The organism is Synergistaceae bacterium (genome assembly GCA_017443945.1).
GTDB lineage: Bacteria > Synergistota > Synergistia > Synergistales > Aminobacteriaceae > JAFUXM01.
Genome location: JAFSXS010000045.1, coordinates 1 through 22,755 on the forward strand (window position 1 = coordinate 1; position 22,755 = coordinate 22,755).

Annotated in this window: 20 protein-coding genes and 1 tRNA gene; 17 read left to right on the forward strand and 4 right to left on the reverse strand. The window is 42.4% G+C overall.

Annotated elements, in window-relative coordinates; translation table 11 throughout:
• Positions 1–885 (forward strand): putative Ig domain-containing protein (locus IJT21_04540; GenBank protein ID MBQ7577523.1); only part of this gene is annotated, 885 nt, incomplete at its 5' end.
• A 120-nt stretch (positions 886–1,005) separates the two neighbouring features.
• On the opposite strand, the gene IJT21_04545 is transcribed toward IJT21_04540, so the two are convergent.
• A complete protein-coding gene (locus tag IJT21_04545; protein MBQ7577524.1) occupies positions 1,006–6,366 on the reverse strand; it encodes an alpha-2-macroglobulin family protein in 5,361 nt (1,786 codons plus the stop codon).
• A 469-nt stretch (positions 6,367–6,835) separates the two neighbouring features.
• On the opposite strand from IJT21_04545, the gene IJT21_04550 reads away from it, so the two are divergent.
• Positions 6,836–7,747, forward strand: a complete 912-nt coding sequence (locus tag IJT21_04550; GenBank protein ID MBQ7577525.1) for a chemotaxis protein CheV — start codon at positions 6,836–6,838, stop codon at positions 7,745–7,747.
• 312 nt (positions 7,748–8,059) lie between these two features.
• Here the strand turns inward: IJT21_04550 and IJT21_04555 are convergent.
• Positions 8,060–8,133 (reverse strand) — tRNA-Ile (locus IJT21_04555).
• 146 nt (positions 8,134–8,279) lie between these two features.
• On the opposite strand from IJT21_04555, the gene IJT21_04560 reads away from it, so the two are divergent.
• From IJT21_04560 to IJT21_04615, 12 genes are all read left to right on the forward strand, one after another.
• Positions 8,280–8,537 carry an HPr family phosphocarrier protein gene (locus IJT21_04560; GenBank protein MBQ7577526.1) on the forward strand — a complete coding sequence of 86 codons (258 nt, stop codon included), beginning with the start codon at positions 8,280–8,282 and terminating at the stop codon, positions 8,535–8,537.
• Positions 8,538–8,539: 2 nt separating this feature from the next.
• Positions 8,540–10,243 carry a phosphoenolpyruvate--protein phosphotransferase gene (gene ptsP / locus IJT21_04565; GenBank protein ID MBQ7577527.1) on the forward strand — a complete coding sequence of 568 codons (1,704 nt, stop codon included), beginning with the start codon at positions 8,540–8,542 and terminating at the stop codon, positions 10,241–10,243.
• Positions 10,243–11,148 carry an ROK family protein gene (locus IJT21_04570; protein MBQ7577528.1) on the forward strand — a complete coding sequence of 302 codons (906 nt, stop codon included), beginning with the start codon at positions 10,243–10,245 and terminating at the stop codon, positions 11,146–11,148. Before ptsP ends, IJT21_04570 begins: the two co-directional genes overlap by 1 nt.
• Before the next feature lie 93 nt (positions 11,149–11,241).
• Positions 11,242–11,763, forward strand: a complete 522-nt coding sequence (locus IJT21_04575; GenBank protein MBQ7577529.1) for a purine-binding chemotaxis protein CheW — start codon at positions 11,242–11,244, stop codon at positions 11,761–11,763.
• Positions 11,764–11,769: 6 nt separating this feature from the next.
• Entirely contained in the window at positions 11,770–13,689 is a 1,920-nt protein-coding gene (locus IJT21_04580) for an N-acetylmuramoyl-L-alanine amidase (protein ID MBQ7577530.1), read from the forward strand.
• 28 nt (positions 13,690–13,717) lie between these two features.
• Positions 13,718–14,428, forward strand: a complete 711-nt coding sequence (locus IJT21_04585) for a GerMN domain-containing protein (protein ID MBQ7577531.1) — start codon at positions 13,718–13,720, stop codon at positions 14,426–14,428.
• Positions 14,425–14,997, forward strand: coding sequence for an RdgB/HAM1 family non-canonical purine NTP pyrophosphatase (gene rdgB, locus IJT21_04590; GenBank protein MBQ7577532.1), 573 nt, complete (start codon positions 14,425–14,427; stop codon positions 14,995–14,997). Before IJT21_04585 ends, rdgB begins: the two co-directional genes overlap by 4 nt.
• Positions 14,982–15,707, forward strand: a complete 726-nt coding sequence (locus IJT21_04595) for a methyltransferase domain-containing protein (protein ID MBQ7577533.1) — start codon at positions 14,982–14,984, stop codon at positions 15,705–15,707. The genes rdgB and IJT21_04595 overlap by 16 nt, the downstream gene beginning before the upstream one ends.
• A 27-nt stretch (positions 15,708–15,734) precedes the next feature.
• Positions 15,735–16,832 carry a metallophosphoesterase gene (locus IJT21_04600; protein ID MBQ7577534.1) on the forward strand — a complete coding sequence of 366 codons (1,098 nt, stop codon included), beginning with the start codon at positions 15,735–15,737 and terminating at the stop codon, positions 16,830–16,832.
• A 4-nt stretch (positions 16,833–16,836) separates the two neighbouring features.
• Positions 16,837–17,640, forward strand: coding sequence for a 16S rRNA (cytidine(1402)-2'-O)-methyltransferase (gene rsmI / locus IJT21_04605; protein ID MBQ7577535.1), 804 nt, complete (start codon positions 16,837–16,839; stop codon positions 17,638–17,640).
• Between the two features lie 483 nt (positions 17,641–18,123).
• Positions 18,124–19,212, forward strand: coding sequence for a flippase-like domain-containing protein (locus tag IJT21_04610; protein ID MBQ7577536.1), 1,089 nt, complete (start codon positions 18,124–18,126; stop codon positions 19,210–19,212).
• Positions 19,213–19,776, forward strand: a complete 564-nt coding sequence (locus IJT21_04615; protein MBQ7577537.1) for an isoprenylcysteine carboxylmethyltransferase family protein — start codon at positions 19,213–19,215, stop codon at positions 19,774–19,776. It abuts the gene before it with no gap.
• 9 nt (positions 19,777–19,785) lie between these two features.
• On the opposite strand, the gene IJT21_04620 is transcribed toward IJT21_04615, so the two are convergent.
• Positions 19,786–20,676: a lysophospholipid acyltransferase family protein gene (locus IJT21_04620; GenBank protein ID MBQ7577538.1), complete on the reverse strand. Its 891-nt coding sequence runs from the start codon at positions 20,674–20,676 to the stop codon at positions 19,786–19,788.
• 139 nt (positions 20,677–20,815) lie between these two features.
• On the opposite strand from IJT21_04620, the gene IJT21_04625 reads away from it, so the two are divergent.
• Genes IJT21_04625 through IJT21_04635 form a run of 3 tightly spaced genes read left to right on the forward strand, consistent with a single transcriptional unit; the run spans position 20,816 to position 22,392 of the window.
• Positions 20,816–21,175 carry a hypothetical protein gene (locus IJT21_04625; GenBank protein MBQ7577539.1) on the forward strand — a complete coding sequence of 120 codons (360 nt, stop codon included), beginning with the start codon at positions 20,816–20,818 and terminating at the stop codon, positions 21,173–21,175.
• Positions 21,176–21,196: 21 nt separating this feature from the next.
• Entirely contained in the window at positions 21,197–21,589 is a 393-nt protein-coding gene (locus tag IJT21_04630) for a hypothetical protein (protein ID MBQ7577540.1), read from the forward strand.
• Positions 21,589–22,392 carry a prepilin peptidase gene (locus IJT21_04635; GenBank protein ID MBQ7577541.1) on the forward strand — a complete coding sequence of 268 codons (804 nt, stop codon included), beginning with the start codon at positions 21,589–21,591 and terminating at the stop codon, positions 22,390–22,392. Before IJT21_04630 ends, IJT21_04635 begins: the two co-directional genes overlap by 1 nt.
• 68 nt (positions 22,393–22,460) lie before the next feature.
• Here IJT21_04635 and IJT21_04640 read toward each other — a convergent pair.
• Positions 22,461–22,755 (reverse strand): hypothetical protein (locus IJT21_04640; GenBank protein ID MBQ7577542.1); only part of this gene is annotated, 295 nt, incomplete at its 5' end.

Genomic DNA, 22,755 nt, shown 5'->3' on the forward strand with positions numbered 1-22,755 from the left:
CAAGTAACGCTCTCTAAGGGCAGCACTCCTATAACTTGGACTCTTTCTGGAAATTTACCGGATGGACTCAAATTTGAGAATGGGACATTGAGCGGGACTCCTACTGAAGTCGGCAATTATCCATTAACTATTACAGCGACTAACGGGCAAGGAGAAAGCAAATCAAAATCTATGACTCTAAAGATTAAAGGAGTTAAGCCTAAAATTTTGAACACTAAGACTCTTCCTAACGGCACAGTCGGAGAATATTACAGCGTTCAATTAACTGCAACGGGAAGCAAATATATTACATGGTCAGCGCAGAATCTTCCGGCGGGACTCGAACTTGACGGCGACACAATCAAAGGCACACCGCAAGAAGCCTGCAAGAAACATTCAATTACAATAACTGTAACGAATCCCGTAAAATCAGTAACAAAAACTTTCAGGATCACTATTAACGAGGCTCAGACAACAAGCAGCAAGGCCGATGACGTTAAAGCAAATGACTCGAATCCTGACACAAACGCGGAAGCGGGCACAAAATCGGCGGGTAAATTAATAATCGGCTCTGAACGTGATATTTCGTCGATAAATATTAATGCGCTTAATATTCCGGAAAATTATATAATTGCTGCTGTATTACCTGAAGTCAAAGCACTTGAAAGCGGCCAATATGATTTTGACGTTGAATTATACGAGGAAATAGAATCGGGCGCAGAATTAATTTGGCTGGCATTCCCGAAAGACAGCGAACCTTCAGACGATGACGAGATCGCAGAATTTTATGACGGTGAAACGGGCGAAGAAATTACAACACTTCCCGCGAGTCATTTAATAACTGTCTCTGTATGGCTTAATGAGGGAATAACTTACGCACCTGTTATCGCAGTGAAAGCGCAATAAACTTTTTTTCCGCGAAATAAATGACCCCCCGGTTTTGTCCGAGGGGTTTTGTTTTTTCCGCCGCCGAACGTATTTTGGGTGGGCGGGTGGGGTGAGGCGGCGGATTTTTGCTTGCAAAAACTATTTGATCACTATATCCGGCTGTGCAGACCCTGTGAATCTCACTGAAGAGTCATACATTCCATATGCGCTTATTTGAGGTACACGGAAAGTCCCGCGCGTTACTGCCCTCATTTTGAAGCCGTAAGATCTTTCACCGCTGACTCTGTCGAAGAATAATACAAGCCTGTCATCGCGAATATCATTTACGACTCCATAGCCCGTATTTGTCTCGCCATCATCAAGTCTCGGATTCTCAAGCTCAAAGCCTGCAGGAAGTAAATAATTCAACGCTAAATTATTTATCGTCATTGACGGTCTCACAGTTAATACAACCTGAACGATTGTCCCGTGATTAATCGGCTGTGAAAGATTCAAGACGTTCCCTTTTTCATCAAAGTATACGCACTCAATATTTAAATTTTTGCGTTCAGGTTTGGGCTGACTCTTCGGGAATCCTGTAACGCTCCATGAATAACAGCCTTGTCCCGTGCCGTTAGCTTCGATTAAGAGAGCTGAATCTTTCGGGAGTTCGCCGACTTTTACAGATGCCGTTTTGTGATGTGCAAACGTTAAAATCGCTGAATCGCTCGTCTCAGTCGTAAGTTTTGCAGTAATATCACTCTTTGCGCCGGCTGCCTCGACATTATAGCGTGCAAGTGCGATTAATGCTGCTGAATTATCCTGCGTGCTGTACCATCCGCCATTACTGCCGAGATTTAGCAAACGTGAAGCAAGTTCTGTTACTTCGGGTGCTCTGGGTTCAACGTCAAGCCACATAGATAATAACAACGCTGTATTTCTCGCGTCTGACTCTAATGTTCTGCCTGACGATCTCGCCGAAGTGAGCTGCAAATTTCTTAACGGGTCGGGTCTTCCGTCAATAATTGCCTGTGCTCCTGCTAAATAAATATGTCCTGAAGGTCTGAGTCTTCTCTGATTTTCGCGCAAATATTCAATCCATCCGAGCGGCTTTTCTCCGTGAAGAGTCAGAACGTAAACAGCATAAGCCTTTGTCGTCAAGTCGTCGCGTTCGTCATCGTTTGTATCGTATGCGGGCATTGACGGTAAATATTGTCTCATCCAGTTAATTACGCCCGTGAACATCTCTTCAGGGAAATTAATTCCGGCATTCTTTGCATTTAACAGGAAGTGTGCAGCATAGACGCTCCCCCAGTTAAACGGCGTTGAGTTGCCCGGCCACATTGCAAATGATCCGTCATATAACTGCATTGACTGTATACGAATTATTGCATTGTCGATATTTGATTTAATGCTTTCATCGTTGAGAGTCTGCGGGTCTAACTCTGCTAAAGCGTCCGGAAGAATCAAGAACGGCCAAGCTCCTGAAATTGTTTGTTCAAGACAGCCATAAGGATAATTGCGCAGGAAATTTACAGCTTGATTCAGATTTACCGCCGGCGTGTCAGCAAGTGAAAGAGTCCCGTTTATGTCGCCCATGAAATTATTTAACGGAAGCTCTAATCTCGTTGTACCGTTCTCAAATATTCCTGAGCCTCCAAGAGTTATAACCGGCCAAGCTGATCTAACGGGCATTTCTATTTCCTGCGTAAATTCGCGCTGATGTCCGTTTTCGTTCCATGATGTAACAATCTTTAAGACTGCTTTGTCTGCGCCTCCAAGTGCTTTTGCTGTAGTGTTGAATGCTGCGCTCGATCCTGCAGAAATATTCAAGTCTGCAAATGTATCTTTCAGCGACAAACCTTCGGGAACGAGAGTAATTTTTACATTGCGATTCTCTCCTGACGTGTTAAATACTGTCGTAGGAACTGTAAACGAGTCCCCAGGTGCAGCAAATCTCGGCATACCTGTTTCTGTTACGATTTCACGGGCAATTTGTATATTTTTCTCTGCTTTGCCAAAATTTTTACCTGACGCAGCAACAACAAAGAGTCTTCCTCGTCCGCTAAATTCCGGAATATCAAGCTCTGTTGTAATTACTCCGTTTTTGTCGGGCGTTAGTGTGCCTTCAAAGAGTGATAAAATTTTGAATCTTTGAACGTTCGAGTCTCCTGCTAAAGCTGCTAATGCTTCATCACCGGCGGGGTGCAACTGCTCTGTTGCTTGATCTTCAACGGGGATAATTTGATCGTAAATGTCGAATCCCTGCGAATTTAATTTTTTGAGTCCCCAGAAATAATTTAACAGATCCGGAGTCTTGTAATGCGTGAGACCTAACACTCCATCATCAACGAGTGCAATAGAGACATCTGCGTTTTTCGTGAGAGTCTGCGAATTGCCCTTTAGTGTGAGCTTGACGGGTAATTTTCCAGCAGGTTCGATTTTGTCGGGAGCATCAATATTTACGTCAATGTTGTAATCAGAAATATCAACTTTTACTCGTGCGAGTCCGATTGCGCGGTGTGATGCCCAGCCTTTAGAGTCTTCTGCTTTGACGGGCCTTATCAGCCATGCAGACACCCAAATATTTGGCCTCATGTTCGCTTCGATCGGGAAATCAAATTTTATTTCTGACTCAGTAACTCTCTGAATCTTGCGCGTAATTAATTTCGAGCTTTCTACGTTGAGCATTAAGAGTCCTTCAAACGGTACTTTGACGTTGATTACTGCTTTGTCGCCGACCTTGTACGAATCTTTTTCCGGTATGACTTCGACTCGGTCAATTAATTGCGAACCTCCGCCGCTGCTTGAACTCGACACATAGAATCTATAAACCGCGCGCGCATTGTCTTCACCGTCAGAAATTTTCAGCATGTAAGATCCGTAGCTTTCCGGCTTAAATGATACATCGGCGACTCCGTTTTTGAGGGTTATTTGTTTCTCGCTGACCTGATTCAATTCTTCTGTGCTTTGCCAGCGTTTACGGCCGTCGATTTCTACAATGTTGTAATCCCATGTAACTTTATAGAGTTCTGCTGTCAATTCGCCGGGGTCAGCTGGTTCTTCTTCGGGAGTTATCGCAGCAACTTTGAATCTTGCATTCTCGCGCGCAACAAAATTATCATTCACGGGAGCAAGTCCTAACAGCCAAGGTGCAGGGAAATACGGTCTTGTTATTGTGCTTGTTACCCATCGTCCGCCGTCTTCCATTACTTCAGCTTTAAGAGTTACATTTATGATTGTAGGTGCTTCCCAGTCAGCGTCAAGAGTCAAACTCGTGTTTAACTTGCCGAAATTATCAAGCTGTCCTTCTCCGATTGTACCTTCAGTGAATGCAAAATTTCTTGAAGGATCGCCGAACGTGTAGTCCTTCCATCTGTCTTGAGTCGGAGCAAATGAACCTTCACGAGCACTCCAGCTAGTTTTATAGTTCAATCCGGCACCATCAACACCAAATAACCACCTTGCATAAACATCGGCCGCAAATGAGTCATTATGAAGCAAAAATTTCTTGTAAGTCGTTAAATTTACTTCCAAGCGAGGCGGTGCAAAATCTTCAACATGAAATTTATAGCTCGTTATGGGCTTGTCTTCTTGGCCGGGAATCGCAACAGAGGCCGTCCAGAGTCCCGTTAAAGCGTTAGAGGGTAATTTCATATTTGCAATTGCGCTGCCCTTGTCGGAAAGAGTCAAAGTCTCCTGTTTAACTTTGCGCCCTAACGTATCACGAACTATAAACAAAACCGGGAATGGATCAGGAATCGAAATATCTGCGTTTCTCACAATAGTTTTGAAGCTGACATCTTCGCCCGTTCTGTAAATGTCTCTAGGTGAGAAAATTACAGCGTCGTAACCTGTTCTAAGCCATTCACGCCCTGAAGTGTCAAAAATTTCGCGGTCTAATAAATTTCTCGATAACTGAACATAAGTTAAATCATTGTGGCCGTCATCGTTTTTCTTAGAGACAATTGCGAGTGCAGGCTGATTATCTGAGTCCCATGTCTGATTATTAGGAAGCTCATATACAAAGACTCCGGCATTATTAGTCTTTCCTTGTGCTAAAAGCTGTTTCTTGTCGGAGAAAATTTTTACGTCTGCGTCCTGAATGCCTCTTGCTGTCGTGAGAGTGTTGACCCAAATTAAAATACTGTCTTCCCAAAGTCTTGCAGTTGCTGCCATGTCGCTTAAGTTGATAACTTGAGTCGCCTCGTTCCACCAACCGTCGTTAGCGTCTCTAGCAGTGAGTAAAAATAAACCTCTTTCACCCTTTGCCATTTCCTGAACAGGTATAGAGCGTCTGACTAACTCATTAAGCGGAAGATCTAACTGCATTTCTTTCGTGAAGATTCTGCGTGCTATATCGCGTTCGAAATTATCAGATTCTTCACCGATTACAAACGGGATATTGCTTTCATACATGCGCCATAAATCGAGCTGTAATTTTTTGACGTTGCGCAATTCTATCGGGATTAAGCCGTTTTCTAGTGCTGTCAAATAAGTTCCTGACGCAGGAAGATTCACGCGTGATGACAAGTCCGGCATAATAACAGCCTGCTTATAGTCTTCTTTGAGAACGAGGCCGCTTTTTGACGGGAAACCTTTTCTGAACGTGATAACGAATCTATTTCTAGGCTTGAACTCGCTCGAACGCATTATAAAATATTCGTCATCCCATCCTGATTCAAATTCTACATCACTTACAGACGGTTCAATCACTACAAAATTTTTCGCGGTCTTAGGGTCTATTCCGAAATTAAATGCTGCTCTAATTAGGTTTTCGTCGGGTCTCAAACTTTGCACCATCAATAACGGATCTAATATAACTGTTTCTGTTATATCGCGGTCGATTCCCATATCGCCTTCGCCTGATTTGAGTCCTGCTGCGATTGTAACAGTGAATCTCTGTCTTGACGAAGATTTTTGCACGGGAACAGCGACTCGAATCGTTCTTGAAGGTAAAGCACCGTTAATGTTATATGCAAGCTCGCGGCCTTCTGAATTTTTTATGCGCATAAAGCCTTTGAGTCTTGCCGGATCGATTCGCATGTTGAAATTCAGCGTAAAATATGCGTTTCCGTTCTTGCCCATTGATGCTTGAATATCAGTCGGCGATAATCCTTCAGTCTGGAATCTGAACGAACCGGGGCCGATTTGATTTCCTCGTCTGTCGCGCAAATTATCGCGAAGAGTCGCAGTATAAGTCGTCGCACCCTTCAAAGGCGCAAGAAGTCTCGCTGTAAAAGTGCGTTCATTCTGCCAGCGTCCTTCAAGCTGTAACGGTGGATTGACTTCAAACGGGAATAACCTGTTTTCAGGAGTAATCATTTTTCCCGCTTGACTGCGATTGACTACAGGATTTCTGAAGACGATTCTAAACGAGACATTTTCCGGGACTGTTCCTGTAGGTGCGAAGCTCTGAACTCCTGCGGGCATATTAGAACGAGGCGCGGCGGCCTGCGATACTGTTACGCACATCAAGAGAACAAGAAGCGTCAGAAAAATTCTGTGAGGCTTAAACAATTTGTAACATTCCTTTCTGTTGAGAATTTATATACACGTGAAATTATAGCGCGTTATCATTCAAGTTTTGTGCTGATTTAAAATTTTTTCTTTGTTCGCGCTACCCCTTCAATCCGGGCGGGCGGGTGGGCGGGATGAACGTGTTCGCGCGATAAATTAACTGCATTGAGCTGTAATAATGTGCTATAAAATATTTTGCTGTAAGTGCCATAAATTTTTTAGCGCATAAAATTTTTTGTGAAGACTCGCACGTAAATTTTTAGCTCATAGAAAAATTTTTTGACTCGTTAATTATTGCGATTACTTAAAAATTTTTATATTCTTGTATTGGTAAAAGTATTAGTAAAATTATTTTTTCCCGTGAAATAGTGTGTGAAAAGTTTTTATTATTATATCATGCTCAATCTTTGCTATAATCTATCTGACTCGAATTTATTAAATCATAATGGGAGGCAGAAAATTTTTTATCATGGAAGAAAAGAAAACCGTTGCAGCTGCCAGCCGTAAATGGGAGGTAGTTGTATTTACTCTGGGAAAAGAAGCATTTGCTATAAACGTTAATAAAACGCGCGAAATTTTACGTTGGACAGGTTGCAGGCCGATCCCGACAAAGACTCCGGCATTCATAGGCATAACAACAATTAGAGAAGCGACTCTCCCATTAATTGACCTGCGAATATTTTTAGGAATTGACTCGCCCGTCCCGATAGATCAAACAAAAGTAATGGTCGTAGAATTTAATGACATAAAATTGGGATTCCTCGTTGACGGCGTAGAAAGAATCAGGCAGGTTAACGCTGAAGATTTAGACTCGTCGAAAATGCGCGGTGTCTCGTTAAAATGGGTCTTATACATAATAAAGCGCGACGAAAGAAATATTTTATTGCTTGACTATGAAGCAATTATTCAGGAGACAGCCCCGGCAGTAGCTGAACATATGTTCGATCAAGGCAAGTTAAGCGCGTTTCAGCGTCAAATCGGCCATGTTGAAGATTTTCATATACTTGTTGCTGATGACTCGCCGTTATTGCGTCAACAAACTTGCGATGTTCTCAAGCAGTCAGGATTCACGAGCATTTATCCCGTTAAGGACGGAGTCGAGGCAAGAAAATTATTACTCGATCAGGGCGAAAATTTTGACCTGCTAATATCTGATATTGAAATGCCATTGCTTGACGGTTTGAGCTTAGTTGAGACTCTAAGGCAGGACGAGAGAACAGCAGATTTACCGGTTATATTATTCTCGTCAATAATGGTAAAAGATTTGCTTGACAGGGCGGAGTCATTGAAAATTGTTCACGTGCTGAAACCTGATGTATATAAACTCGTTGAAGGAGTCATGAAAATTTATCACGACATAAAGCGTCATAGAAATTATTAATATTGCGAGAACACTTTTTAATCTATACAGACAAAGTCAAGGGCGAAAAACTTTTTGGCTGTTTCCGTCGGTCGCAGCATAAATGTATTTTACGGCGTGAACATGCAAAAGTTTTTACAGATATTCAAGTGCGTTTGCTATAAGATGATATAAACTCGTTGAAGGAGTCATATAAAATTTATCGCAACATAAAAGCGTCATAGAAATTATTAGAAGGCCGCCGCCTCGCCCCACCCGCCCACCCTGCTCGGCGGCGGAAAAGACAAAACAAAAGCTCCCGACACATAATCAGGAGCTAAATTTTTTATCGCATGGGCCTACTTGGACTCGAACCAAGAACCTTCCGGTTATGAGCCGGTGGCTCTGACCACTTGAGCTATAGGCCCTCTCGTTAAATGACTAAAGAATTTTACACGACGAAATATTTTGCGTCAAGAGAAATTTTTAATTCAGTGCGAAAAATTGTGATTCTATATTATAATTTGCATAACACCATTAAAATTTTACTCAGCACGAAAGGAAGTAATACGCTATGAAAGAATTTAAGTATGTAATAACTGATCCGGTAGGTATTCACGCACGCCCCGCAGGTCTTCTCGTGAAAGAGGCCAAGAACTTCAAGAGTACAGCTACATTCATTAAGGGCGACAAAAGCGCAAAAGCAACTTCCCTGATGAAATTAATGGGAATGGGTATCGTTCAAGGCGACGAAGTAACAGTGCGCGTAGAAGGTGAAGACGAAGAAGCCTGTGCAGCCGCAATCGAAAAGTTCTTGAAGGAGAATTTCTAATTATGCAAGTCTTTAAGGGCATAAAAATTGTCAACGGTATAGGAATCGGCAAGATAAAAATTTACAAAGTCCCCGTTTACGAGATTAACGAAGGCGCACCGGCAAGCATTGACTCAGAACTCGAAAGATTCGAGTCCGCCCGCGTAAAAGTTCAGGAACAGCAGAACGCCCTATACGATAAGGAAATGAAAGAGGGCCGCAAAGAAACAGCCGGAATCTTTGAAGCTCACGCGTTAATGCTCGATGATGATGATTTAATTGACTCCTGCAAAGAAATCATTAATGACAATCACACAGCAGAATTTGCAGTACGTGACGGATTCGAGGCCGCTGCAGAAATGTTCAGAAATATGGACGATCCCTATTTTCAGGCAAGAAGCGCAGACGTTATCGACCTCAAAAATGCTATGCTTGATGTTTTGTTCGGCAATGATACAGAAAGTTTGCAGGGTAAAGATCCGTCAATCTTAGTAGCTGAAGATATGGCACCGTCAGAAACTGTAAAACTTGATAAATCTTTGCTGCTCGGACTCGTTACTCGTCAGGGAAGTTCTAACAGTCATACGGCGATTTTGGCACGAAGCATGAATCTCCCTACTTTGATTCAATGCAAGGATATTTCTGACGACTGGGACGGAAAATTTGCGATTCTTGACGGTTATAACTCATGCATTTATATCGAGCCTGAACAGAAAATTATTGACGAGTTGTCAGCAAAGCAGGCAGAAGACAGAAGGAAAGAAGCAGCGTTACAGGAGCTCAAAGGCAAACCCAGCGAGACCAAAGACGGCCAGAAAGTTAGAGTTTACGCTAATATCGGCGGCCCTAAAGATATTAACGCAGTAATCGAGAATGATGCAGAAGGAGTCGGCTTGTTCAGGTCAGAATTTGTTTATCTCAACAGCAAGACAGATCCGACCGAAGACGAACAGTTTGCAGCATACAAAAAAGTTCTCGAAGCACTTGCGCCACGTCTTGTAGTAATCAGAACGTGCGACATCGGAGCAGACAAAACTATTGATTATATGAATCTCGACAAGGAAGACAACCCCGCGTTAGGTTTCAGAGCAATTAGAATTTGTCTCAAGCGCCCGGAATTTTTCAAGCGTCAGTTACGGGCTTTATTGCGTGCGTCGGCGTTCGGAAATTTGGGAATAATGTTCCCTATGATTATCAGCCGCTGGGAAGTCGTGAAGTGCAAAGAAATTCTCGAAGAGTGCAGGAAAGAATTAGAGTCAGAAGGCGTTAAAATCGGCAAATACGAAATAGGAATCATGATCGAGACTCCTGCTGCAGCCCTTTGCGCTGATGAACTAGCACCCGAAGTAGACTTTTTCTCGCTCGGCACAAATGATTTAACGCAATATACATGTGCAATCGACAGACAAAGCGCGAATCTTGAAGATTTTGCAGACACTCACCATCCCGCAGTATTAAGACTCATCCGCGAGACAATAGAAGCAGGACACAGACATAATACTTGGGTTGGCATTTGCGGCGAACTTGGAGCAGATCCGACTCTTACAGAAGAATTTTTGAAGATGGGAGTCGATGAATTATCAGTTAATCCCAAGAGCGTTTTGCCGTTGAGAGGTAATATCAGAAACGCAGATTTATCAGAATTTAGGAAAGAACAAGCAAAGAAAGAATCTCAAGCACAAGATAAACAGCAAGTGCCGGGATTCTGGGGGAGGTTATTCAAATAATGTTATACGGAGCATTAGAAACCGGCGGAAGCAGAACTATTTGTGCTGTCGGTGATGAAAACGGGCAAGTCCTTGAGAAAGAAGTTATCACGACCACTACGCCCGACGAGACAATGTCAAAAGTTTTAGAATATTTCAGGGCAAAATTAAACGTTCCTGAAGGCGAGGAAGCAATAACAGCATTAGGAGTCGGAAGTTTCGGCCCCGTTGATGTACGCAAAAATTCAAGCACTTACGGAAATGTGTTAAATACACCAAAAATCGCGTGGCGCAATTTCCCGATCGTGAAGACTCTCAAAGACGCGTTAAATATTCCTGTCGGACTTGATACGGACGTTAACGCAGCTTTACTCGGCGAAATTATGTGGGGAGCTGCAAAGGGTCTCGCTGATGCAGTATATATCAAAATCGGCGCAGGAATCGGAATGGGCGCAATGAGCGGCGGTCATTTAATTCACGGAATGTTACACCCAGAAATCGGACATATTAAAATGGTAAGAGTCGAGGGCGATAACTACAAAGGCCATTGTCCGAGTCATGGTGCCTGCTTTGAAGGTATGGCGTGCGGCCCTGCATTACACGAGCGTTGGGGAAAATCACCGAAAGAATTAGCAGACAACGATCAAGCATGGGAATTTGAAGCACGTTATATTTCGCAGGCTCTCACGGCTGTTACTCTCATGTTGAGTCCTCAGAAAATTATTTTGGGCGGCGGGATCATGCATCAGGCTAAATTATTCCCGTTAATCCGAAAATATTTGCTCGAGGAAATTAATAATTATATTGACACTAAAGAATTACGCAACATCAACAGCTATGTAGTACCGGCAGCACTTAACGACAATCAGGGCATTATGGGAGCATTGAAACTCGCAGAAATCGCCGAAACTGACTCACAAAAATAGAATATGATATATTATTGCCTGTCTCGTGAAAAAATTTTTTTGCGGGGCAGGATTAATTTACGAGAAAAAAAGAGGTAGAATTTTTTGGCAGATATTCAGAAATTAGATGCTTCACGTAAAACAGTAGATCAAGATTTCAGAGATTTAGACGTTGAGGCACTCGGAGAAGAGCATATAAATTTAGTGTTCACTCTTGGCCGTGAAAATTTCGGCGTTGATGTTAATTTAGTACGTGAGATTGTCAGAGTCCCGTCATTTATTACGCGAGTCCCTAATGCACCGGCATATATTCGCGGAGTAATTAATTTGCGCGGTACGATTGTCCCCGTTTTTGATATGCACTTGAAAATAGGGATGGCCGGCCGTCCTCTTACTGATGAAGCTAGAATAGTTGTAATTGCGATAAATGATGTAACGTTCGGAATGATTGTAAATTCTGTTCGTGAAGTCCTGACGATTTATGACTCTCAATTAGAAGTCGCTACAAAATTATCGTCGTCGATTGATAGGCGTTATGTTTTATGGGTAGCAAAGCCTGCTGATGACAGATTGATTTTGCTGCTTGACGTGTCGAGTCTGTTCGAGCTTGACCAGATTTTGGACGACAGCGAATAAAGTTTTATGCGCAAGTTTTATTTTATTGCGTCGATAATAATTTTGCTGTTATTTGCTTCTCTTGCGTGGGGTGATGCCTCGTTGTACAGGGGAGCAAATTCTATCGGGGCAGTCAGGACTATTGACTCGGGCGCAAATTTTCTCGTTTCGGTTGAGGATGTCGGGCGGTTGTTCGGTTTTGCGTCATCGAGGAAGGGCGAGGAAGTAATTTTAACGCGAGGAGGGACTCAGCTTCGAGTCATTGCAAATTCTGCGGCGGCTTGGAGGGGATTTACTCTCGTGCCGTTGACGTCATCGCCTGTTGACAGAGACGGAAAATTATGGGTTGACACGTTCAGCGCAATAGCAATTTTTCAGCCTTCTGCAGGATCGGGGCCGAATAATAGACTCAGATTCAGCCGTTCAAATACTAATTTAGCTGCGACGATGGCAAATGCTCAAAGGCGTGAAATGGATTTAGGAATCTTTGACGAGCCAGCACCGAGACCAGCTCCCGCACCTGTAAATATTCCTGTTCCGACTCCTGCTCCTGCTCCTGTTCGTGCACAAGCTCCCGAACCTGCAACGATTAATATTCCTGAACCTGCACCGATATTTGCTGCACCTGCACCAGCTCCGACTCCTGTTGTAATTGCTTCTGCGCCGAAAAATAATAATGCACCGTCAAAGGCTGATAAATACGAATCATTCAGGCCGGAAGACTCAAGAAGGCCAAGACGCGAAAATTATAACGGGACAGCAAAATCAATACGATGGAGTTCGCACGAGACTTCAAGCAAGAAAATTCGCGCAGTAATTGATGTTGACGACGGATCAAGCCCGCAGGTTTATTTATTGAACGGGTCAATTCACGCATTATTTGAGTCTTCGCCTGAAAATTTTTCGTCGCCGTTCTCAAATGTGCAGATACAATCTTTGCGAAATAGTAAGGGAATTGATTTAATTTTTACTGCTCCCGGATTTGTCAAGATTGATAAATTAATTCTCGATAACCCGCGCAGAATAGTATTTGATTTCTTCTTCCCTGAACAAATGCAGATAATCAGGACTTCACAGCCGGCTAATATTATCACGCAGCTTCAGACTCCTTCACGTCCCGCACCTGAACCCGTAAAAATTCCTGTTCCTGCTGTACCTGACAAACCCAAGCCCGCACCCGTTGTGATTCCGACTCCTAATGTGCCTAATAGACCAGCGATAACTATTCCGATGAATCCGAGTCCGACTCCAACTCCAAGACGTAATTTAACCGGCAAAAAAACTGTCGTAATAGATCCCGGGCATGGCGGAAAAGATCCCGGAGCTATGGACAATGGAGTCAAGGAAAAAGATGTAAATCTCTCTGTAGGTCTTGAACTCGAACGCGCTTTGACTGCAAGAGGCTTTAATGTCGTAATGACCCGCCGGACTGATGTATATTTAAAGCTGCAGGAACGCACCGACATAGCAAATAACGTGAACGCAGATTTATTTGTGAGTGTCCATGTAAACGCGCTCCCGTCGAAAAAATCAATGACAGGCTTCGAGATTTATATAATGGCACTTCCTACCGACAAGGACGCAATGAATCTCGCAAAGGTCGAAAATCGCGAATACGTTGAAGGACGCGGCTTTGATACTGCTAACGTTGACAAGCGGACAGAAATGTTATTACGCATTCTCGGCGATATGCAGCAAAATAATAAAATTAGTGAGAGTACCGATTTTGCATCAGCTTTACATCGTGCAGGCGTGAGAAATAAACTACCGATGAGAAGAGTCGCTCAAGCCCCGTTTTTTGTGTTAAGGGGTGCAGGAATGCCGGCAGTATTGCTTGAATTAGGCTTTGTAACGAACCCGATCGAGTCGCAGTTATTGACAAGAAAGGATTATCAACAGAAAATAGCAAATGCTATGACAGAAGGAATTATTAACTACCTGAAATAATGAATCATGAAAGAAGGTAAATAGAAAATTGCCGCCAGTTAGACGCATAGCAAATACAACTAATAATAGAGCACCTTCACGGCCTGTAACACGAAGAAGGCAGCCGGTAAGAGTCCCCCGTGCACGTCCGGAAGAAAAACGCACGCCGTTATTACTGCGAATTTTATCGTGGTTGAGCATACTGCTTTTATTCTTTGTGCTTGGTTATCTCGGAACGTCATGGGTCGTGAATATACTTGACAGAAAATTATTATTGAAGCCTGAAGACAGAGTCGAGAATCAGGAAGATTTATCGCAATTACAGGAGAATCAGCGCACAAGAGCCGCAAATAATCCCGCACCGGGAGCACCGCAAATTTCGTTGAATCTCTATCACGTAATGAATGACTCTATAGCTCAGACGACACGCAATTTTTCGCAAAAAACGCCCGAAGATAATATTTCAGACGCAATTAACGCAATTATCACATTAAGTGAGCTTCCAAACGCGGAAAAAATTAAGCTGCTTCACGTGTTCAGAAATGCTGATACGGCCTTTCTCGACATGTCGGGGCAGTTTGCTTCGTCGTTAGCAAGTTCAGGCAAGAGAAAAAGTCTTTTGCTCTTAACCGGTATAGTTCGCACAATGACAGAAAATTTTTCGCCGATTACGCAGATTAGATTCTTGATTGACTCTAAGACTCCGACTAATAAGGCCGGTGATGTCGATCTCGGAGTCGCTTGGAAGATGCCGAAATGATAAATAAATTAGTTATCGCAACCGGTAACGCGGGAAAATTTCAAGAGTTCAAGCAGTTAGCTTCAAGTTTTGCACGAGAAATAATATTTGCTCCTGAAATTGCGAAATTAGTTGTTGATGAGACCGGCAGAAATTACCAGCAAAATGCGATGTTAAAGGCTCAGGCGTGGGCAGAAAAAATTAATTTGCCCTGTCTTGCTGATGACAGCGGACTCGAGGTTGACGCGCTTGACGGTGCGCCCGGAATTTTTTCAGCTCGGATAATGCAGGGTTCTGACGGTGATAAAGTTTCGTGGCTGTTGTCGAGTCTTAATGGCAAAATGAATCGTAATGCAAGATTTGCGACGGCTTTGGCTCTCTGCGTTCCTGATGATTACACGTTTATCAGTCTCGGCTATTGTTACGGAAAAATTGCGCTTTCTCCGGCTGGTTCTAACGGTTTCGGCTATGATCCTGTATTTATTCCGGACGGTTATGATAAAACTTTTGCCGAGCTTCCCTCACAAATTAAGAATACCATATCACACAGATTTAACGCGTTCAAGAAAATTATATGTCTCCTGAAGTAACCTGCGATGAAATTTTTAGCGGCAAATTAAGACTCCTTCAGCCCATGAACGGCCCAAGAGTGAATTTAGATACGATTTTATTAGCTCACTGGGTCAAATATCGTTCAGGCCATGTAAATTTTTTAGAAGCAGGGTGTGCGTCGGGTGCTGTCTCGTTGATTCTTGCGTTAAGATTCAAAAATGTAAATATAACGGGGATTGACATTCAGGAAAATTTAATCAAGCTCGCACAGGAAAACGCGATAAATAATTTTCTTGACTCACGGGTGAAATTTTTAACGGGAGATTTGCGCGACAAAAATTTATTAGCTCGTGAATATTATGACTCAGTGATAATTAATCCGCCCTACGAGTCATTATCGAGGAGCAGAACGAGTCCCATTTTAGCGCGTTCTATTGCAAGATTAGAAATTTCCTGCACCCCCGATGATGTCGCCGAAATGTCCGCAAGAGTCCTGAAGAGTAAAGGCCGTTTATTTGCGATTTTCACAAGTGAGAGGCTGCCGATATTTATTAATTCAATGCTCGCAAAAAATTTGATTCCCAAGCGGTTAAGGCCTGTTTACCCGTCAATAAATAATAATTCGGGCGTTTTTCTGCTAGAATCAATAAAGGACGGAGGGGAAGGCTTGACTCTTTTGCCGCCGTTAATAGTTCGTGATGAGTCAGGAAATTATACACCTGAAATTCTGCGTGCTTATGAGCTTTAATATTGACTCGAGGAGAAAAATTTTTATATGCTTTTATCGCTTATATTATGGTTTATATCGATCTGGCTTGAATATTTTGTATATCGTAAATTACAGCAGGCCGGAATTAGTCCCGTCATAAGAAATTTATTTGTGTGTTGGGCGTTATTCTGGTTTATCGCGTTTATATTCAGGAATCACATAATTTTTTTCTTGCGTCTGCCTGAACCTTTCAGACTCAGTGAAATTTCCGGGGGACTCTGTATAACATGGATAATCATAACGATTCTTGCGTTTATGGGATTCATGATAGTAAATATTTTGACCGGATTCAAGCCCTTCACGAAGCGAAAAGTTTTATTTTCTGTAATGCTGACTTGTGCCGGAGTAGTGTGGTGCTTGCTTGAGGCTTATTTTGTGCAGACTAGAGAAATTACAATAAAGACTCATAAATTACCTGAAGGCCGCGACAGAATCAGAATCACATACATAACAGATTTACACTTAGGAGGCATTTACACGTCATTACACTTTGATAGAGTCATGCGCTTAATCGAAGAATCGAGTCCGGATATATTTATAATGTGCGGAGATATTTTTGACGGCAATATGTCATACTGGACGCAAGAAATTTCGAGACTTTCACGAGCTGCCAAAAGTGCGCCTTTGGGAGCATTTGCGGTAAACGGCAATCATGAGAATGATTACATGCTCACACGTTACTACGACGATTTTATAAATATTCTCCGTGAGTCAGGCTTTAAATTATTAAGTGATGAACGGGCTGACACTGGCGGACTCGTTATAATCGGCGTTGAAGACAGAAAAAATAAATTTCACAGCTGGATAAAATTTTTGCTCACACCTGAAGACGCTGATAAATTCGTGTTAGTCATCAAGCACAGACCATATTTGCCGCAAGACGCACAGGGAAATTTTGACTTGCAATTATCTGGGCACACTCACGGGGGGCAATTTTGGCCGGTCGGTTATTATAGAAGCTGGTTAGAAGGCTGGATTCCTCAGGGACTATCGAAAAATTCAGGCGGTTATATTTACGTGAGCAACGGAGCAGGTTATAACGGCCCTTGCATGAGATTATTTGCTCCTCCTGAAGTTACAGTTATTGATTTAGTGAGAGAGTGAGAAAATGCCTTTGACCCTTGTGCCGACTCCAATCGGGAATCTTGAAGATATAACGTTGAGGGCTTTGCGTGTGTTGCGTGAGGCTGATTTAATAGCGTGTGAGGATACAAGAACGTCAAATATTTTATTGAGTCATTATGATATTCACAAAAATTTGACATCATTTCATTTGCATAACGAGAATGAGAAATTACCCATTTTGCTGCAAAAATTGCGTGAAGGTGCGAAAATTGCCGTAATTTCTGACGCAGGGACTCCGGGAATATCGGATCCGGGATTTATTTTGCTTAGACGCGCACTAGATGAAAATTTGCCCGTTGATGTTCTGCCCGGTGCAAGTGCTTTGCTGCCAGCTTTGTTAATGTCGGGGATAAATCCGCAGCCCTTTATTTTTCTGGGATTTCCGCCGGAAAAGTCTGGAGAGCGCATTAAATTATTTGACTCAGTAAGCAAACTTTCAATGACTCTATGTTTCTATATTTCGCCTCATAAAGCAGCAAGACACATAACGAACATGATTAATTCATTTGGGGACAGGGGCGCGGCATTAGTTCGTGAGATAAGCAAAATTTTTCAGGAGTCAATACGCGGAAATTTAAGCACAATACTAGAACGAGTCAATAATGGCGTAAAAGGCGAACTTGTATTAATCGTCGAAGGCTGCACGCAAATAAATGACTCTGACTCATGGAAGGCTGAAGCACTCTTATTAAAGCAAAACGGCTCAAGCGTCCGGGACATAGTAAATTTAATTTCGCAAAAATATAACGTCGCAAAGAACTTAATCAAGCAGCAAATAATTTCATGATAGAATAACAAACGGAGAGGCGTTCAGGTTTTATTACTGGACGGGACTCGCCGGGGGACATCTCCTGTGCGGTCTATATTGGCCGAAAGGAGGTGATTACCAGTGAAGGACATCCTCAATAAAATAATAGAACTGTTACAATACATTTCTATTACTGCAACAGTCCTTGAGCTTTTCTTAAGGCTCGTACGCTGGGGGTTGACCCACTAGTTTGTTATTCCTTTGGAAGACTTACTGAAGTGGGATTAGCACTCCCTATTTCGGTAGTCTTTCATTACTTCTACGATTTGTCCGACCTCTTCCGGCCAAGTCGTTTTTATTTGCTTGAGTGGGGTTCCATTCCCCGCTTAGGCAGTCTTTGATTTTCTGTGATTCGTCCGACCTCTCCCGGCCGGATTGCAATAAAATTATAGCATTGATAAAAATTTTCACAGTCAGGAATTTCGCGCAAATTGTTATTTACAGGTTATAATAAATATAATTATTCATGACGGAGGATTTAATAACTTGTCTCTGAGAAAAGGTTTAATAATATTTATTCTGCTTGCATTCGGTGTGTCTGCAATAATAATTTTCAGAAGTGTCGACGAGCAAACTATAAATTCGCTGTTACATGCGGATAAATTGAAATTATTGCTTGCGCTTTGTGTTGTGTTTCTCGCGTGGGTATGTGATGCGGGGAGATTCTGCGCGCTTGCTGTTGCTGCACAGGAAAAAGTTTCTTTCTCGCTGGGAATTGTCTTAACGTGGCTTAACTATTTCGGCAGTGCTGTTACTCCCATGCAGAGCGGCGGCGGACCCTTCCAAGTTTATGCACTCTACAAAAAAGGAATCCCGGTCGGCAAGGGCATAGCGATAACTTTAATACGTACTATGCTGACGGTTTTAATATTGACTCTTGCTGTGCCGGGCGTGTTAATGCTTGATCCTGAAATTTTAGAGGGCAGCCCGTTTTTGAAGGGGTTAGTCTTTTACGTGTTTATCGTAATTCTTGCAACATGGGCATTTATCGCATTTACTATAATTAAACCTGATCTCGTGAAAAAATTGATTCGCGTTGTTATCATGTGGCTTAGAAGATTTAATTTCATGCGCTCAAATCGTACAGTCATAAAAATTATTCACTGGCTCGACAAAGAAGTTGATAACTACATATTAAATTTCAGGCTCGCGTTTAATTCCGGAAAAATTTGGCTCGTTCTAGCTGTGATATTATCTGTCCTGCATTTATTATCACTTTTTAGCGTTCTTCCCGTTTTAATGAGTGCTGTAGGGCTGCCGTTCAAGTACACGCAGACAATAGCTGTGCAGGCTGTATTTATGTTCATATTATATTTTGTGCCGACTCCGGGAGCTAGCGGTATTGCAGAGGGCGGCGGAGCATTGCTTTATTCTGTCTTAATGCCTGAGAACATGGCCGGTATAATGTCAATAATTTGCAGGTTCTTCACGGACTATATTTCGATTTTTATGGGCGTTGTAGTAGTTATTCGCATGTTAGGCTGGGGAGTCAGCGAAAATTTGCACAAAGGCGCATCACCAGAATCAGAAATGTTAAAGCAGGATAAATAAATGCAGAAATTTCGAGAATTTATATTCAGAATGCGCGGAGGACTCTGGACTCTTTTATTTGCGGTAATTTTATTTGCGGCATATGGCAGTAAAACAAGTTCTCTGCAAATTTTTTCAGGAATTATTATTATCTTGGCCGGACAAATTTGGCGGTGCTGGGCAGCGGGTTTTATCGGGCTTTATCGCGGCGAAAACGTAAAAGCACTTAGACTCGCTCAAACTGGGCCATATGCTTTAATGCGGAATCCTTTATATTTCGGAAATTTCTTAATCGGACTCGGATGGAGCATTATTGCAGGTATTTACGCGGTAATAATATTTGTAGTCAGCTTTTATTTAATTTACGTGGTTGTGATAATCCCTCATGAAGAAAATTTTTTGCGCGCTAAGTTCGGCACTGAATATAATAATTACTGCAAACGCGTTAAAAGATTCTGGCCGGCTGTGTTGAAAATTAGCGATTTGACGGGAAAATTTGACACAAAAATTTTATTGCGCAGTGAGATTCACACGATTATAACGACTCTTGCAGGAACTATTATAATTATTGCTATAACGAGTTAAAAGCCGGCTCTATTGCAATTTATTAATTTTTTGTCCGTACTGCCATTTGTCTAGAATCCATAGCCATTGGTCTGGAGTCTCCTTTATCCAGCCTTCTATAACTTGATTGCAGAGATTTATACTTTCTGTGATGTCTTCGCCGAACTCATGTCCATTTTTGTCGAGTCTGTCGCTCAAAATTTCAGTTATCGTTGCAACATGATGAGCCGGATTCTTCCAGTCCCGCACATAACGCAGAGGAATAACAGGACATTTAAATTTGTGATACAATTTCGCGATTCCTTCGTGGGTGCTTGCGTTCATTCCTAGAAATTTTGTGATTATTCCGTCCTTGCGCGCGTCTAAGTCCTGCATTATTACAATTATTCCGCCTGACTTCAAGACTTTAAATATTTCACGCAGTCCGCTGCCTTCACTTGTAATCATGTGCATTCTAGTAAAATTTTCGCGTATGTCAGATATAATTGCGTTGACCTTATTATCACGTTGGGGCGTGTATACGGCGTGCAAGTCAAAACCTGCCTGAACGAATCTAGCCGCTACTAATTCCCAGCTCGCCATATGTGTGCACATTAAAATAACGCCATGACCGCGCGAAAGAGCTTCACGCAAAATTTTTTGACTCGACTCATCAAATTTTATCAGCTCCGGCAATCGAGATTTAATCACCGGGATTCTAATAAATTCTACCGCCGACATTCCCAAATTTATAAATGACTTTTTTATTATCTCACGTGCAAGAGTTACACCGACTCCCAGTGCTTTAACGCAGCGACTCTCGCATAAATCTACTTTTTTCCATAATATAAGATGTAAGACCCGCCCGACAAAAGCTCCGAACATTAACGCAAAATTATCCGGCAAAATTCGCAGGAACTTCACAAAAAATTTCAGCGTCATAATTTCCTCCTTTAAATCTCATAAAATTTTCACCTAAATATTATCATGTCATTGTAAAATATACTTATTATGAAATAATTAATTTGCGTAAATTTCAACAGTACGGCCAAGCAAAAATTTTTTATGGGGAGTGATTTATTTGTCATTAACGGCCTGCAAATCTTGCGGAAAACTTTTCGACTCAGAGATAAACAAACGCGATTTCTGTATTGACTGCCTGAGACGACTCGAAAATTTATACAGCAGGATTCATAATTTCATCAAGAACAGCAAAGAGAAAAATTTTGACATTGATTATTTATCCGACGAGCTGGAAATCGACGCAAAAGATATTCAAGAATTAATAGAACTCGGCTACATTGAACGCGACATTCAGACATACGGGCGGGACTTGTCAGACCGTCAAAAACTTGCGCTTGAATTTGAGCAGGCAGTCGAGAAATTAAACGAGAAAATGAGAATCACTACTTACGGCGGAAAAATTTATAAACGCAAATAACTTTATGGGAGGTGCTTATTATTGCTTAAATCTTGCAAACTCTGCGGGAAAGTCTTTAATTACGAGGGAGGGCCGGTCAAAGTTTGTCTTGACTGCTTCAGACGGCTTGAAGAGGTTTACACGCATTCACACGACTATTTGCGGGACAACGACGACGAAAAAATTGATTTCGTTAAACTTTCCGACGCAATAGGGGCAGACCCTCGCGACGTTCAAGAGCTTATAGAAATGGGCTGGCTTGACAGGGAGTTATCTTCATACAAGAAAAACAGGGCGAGACGTTATCTTGAGGCCGAAGAACTTCAAGACGCGCTAAAAAAAGTTACAGGCAGCAGCGACGATGACGAGAAAAAGAAAAATAAACGCATGTTCTACGGCGGAGAAATTTACCAGCGAAAACCGAGGTGGCGTTAATGAATGCATACATTATTATACTTTCGGGCGTTATAGGTGCGTGTCTTGGCTCATTCTTGAACGTTGCAGCTCATAGAAGCATTCAAAATAAATCGTGGTGGGGCAATGAAAGATCAATTTGCGAGTCCTGCAATCACGTCTTAACCCCGATTGAGTTAATCCCGATCATATCATATTTAATGCAGCGCGGAAAGTGCAAAAATTGCGGTGCAAAACTTTCAATCAGATATTTACTTGTTGAAATAATTGCGGCTCTTGCGGGTGTAATAATTGCTGCTAAATACGGCGTTTCGTGGGCGGGCTTACTTGTGAGTGCAGGCTCATGCGGTTTGCTCGTTAATTCGCTTACTGATATAGAGAGCGGTGATGTATTTGACCTTTTCACAATTTCGACGGGTGTTATAGGTCTTATAATTCGCACTGCGGGAGGGATTCCAGCAATATTTGACGGAGCATTGGGAGCGTTTGCCGGTTTTGCTGTTTTCGCAGTAATAATAATTTTATCGCGCGGAGGAATGGGCTGGGGGGACGCGTTTTTTATGGGAGGACTCGGCGGTGTGCTTGGACTTCGATTTAATTTATTTGCGCTTTACTTGGGAATAATGATCGGGGGCGTTTGGTGCGTTATCTTGATGTTAATAGGCCGCTTACACTGGGGAAAACATGAAAGTATACCGCTTGTGCCGTTTTTGTCGCTTGGGTGCTTTATCACGATGATTTACGGAACAGAAATTTTTGCATACCTCAAGACAAGATTTATATTTCCTGAAATTTTTATTGCTTCGTGGCCATTTATAAAATAAATTCCTGACCATAAAAGAAAATCCCCGCCATTACGACGGGGAAATTTTTTTACTGCGCAAATTCTGAATTACTCTGCGGGAGTCTCTTCAGGCTCTGCTGATGATTCTTCAGGTTTTGCGGGTTCTTCTGCCGTGGCTTCTGCTGTTGTCTCGTCTTCTGTCGGAGTCTCTGTTGGTTTCTCTGTCATTGCTCCGTCATCGCCGATCACAACAACTGCATCACCGGACACTAATTCGACATCATTTGAAGTCTCTGCGTTGTCGATTATTTCCGCAAGATCGTCTTCTGTGAGTACGTCGCCTTCTTCAAGCGGTTTATCATCAGAGACTGTTTCTGTTCCTTCGGCCTTCTCGACTTTGACA

Excerpts from the sequence above, each read along its gene's own strand:
- IJT21_04615 (MBQ7577537.1), top strand. The coding sequence starts at position 19,213 with ATGCAGAAATTTCGAGAATTTATATTCAGAATGCGCGGAGGACTCTGG.
- rdgB (MBQ7577532.1), top strand. The coding sequence starts at position 14,425 with ATGATAAATAAATTAGTTATCGCAACCGGTAACGCGGGAAAATTTCAA.
- IJT21_04620 (MBQ7577538.1), bottom strand. The coding sequence starts at position 20,676 with ATGACGCTGAAATTTTTTGTGAAGTTCCTGCGAATTTTGCCGGATAAT.
- IJT21_04600 (MBQ7577534.1), top strand. The coding sequence starts at position 15,735 with ATGCTTTTATCGCTTATATTATGGTTTATATCGATCTGGCTTGAATAT.
- IJT21_04635 (MBQ7577541.1), top strand. The coding sequence starts at position 21,589 with ATGAATGCATACATTATTATACTTTCGGGCGTTATAGGTGCGTGTCTT.
- IJT21_04550 (MBQ7577525.1), top strand. The coding sequence starts at position 6,836 with ATGGAAGAAAAGAAAACCGTTGCAGCTGCCAGCCGTAAATGGGAGGTA.
- ptsP (MBQ7577527.1), top strand. The coding sequence starts at position 8,540 with ATGCAAGTCTTTAAGGGCATAAAAATTGTCAACGGTATAGGAATCGGC.
- rsmI (MBQ7577535.1), top strand. The coding sequence starts at position 16,837 with ATGCCTTTGACCCTTGTGCCGACTCCAATCGGGAATCTTGAAGATATA.
- IJT21_04570 (MBQ7577528.1), top strand. The coding sequence starts at position 10,243 with ATGTTATACGGAGCATTAGAAACCGGCGGAAGCAGAACTATTTGTGCT.
- IJT21_04580 (MBQ7577530.1), top strand. The coding sequence starts at position 11,770 with ATGCGCAAGTTTTATTTTATTGCGTCGATAATAATTTTGCTGTTATTT.
- IJT21_04560 (MBQ7577526.1), top strand. The coding sequence starts at position 8,280 with ATGAAAGAATTTAAGTATGTAATAACTGATCCGGTAGGTATTCACGCA.
- IJT21_04595 (MBQ7577533.1), top strand. The coding sequence starts at position 14,982 with ATGTCTCCTGAAGTAACCTGCGATGAAATTTTTAGCGGCAAATTAAGA.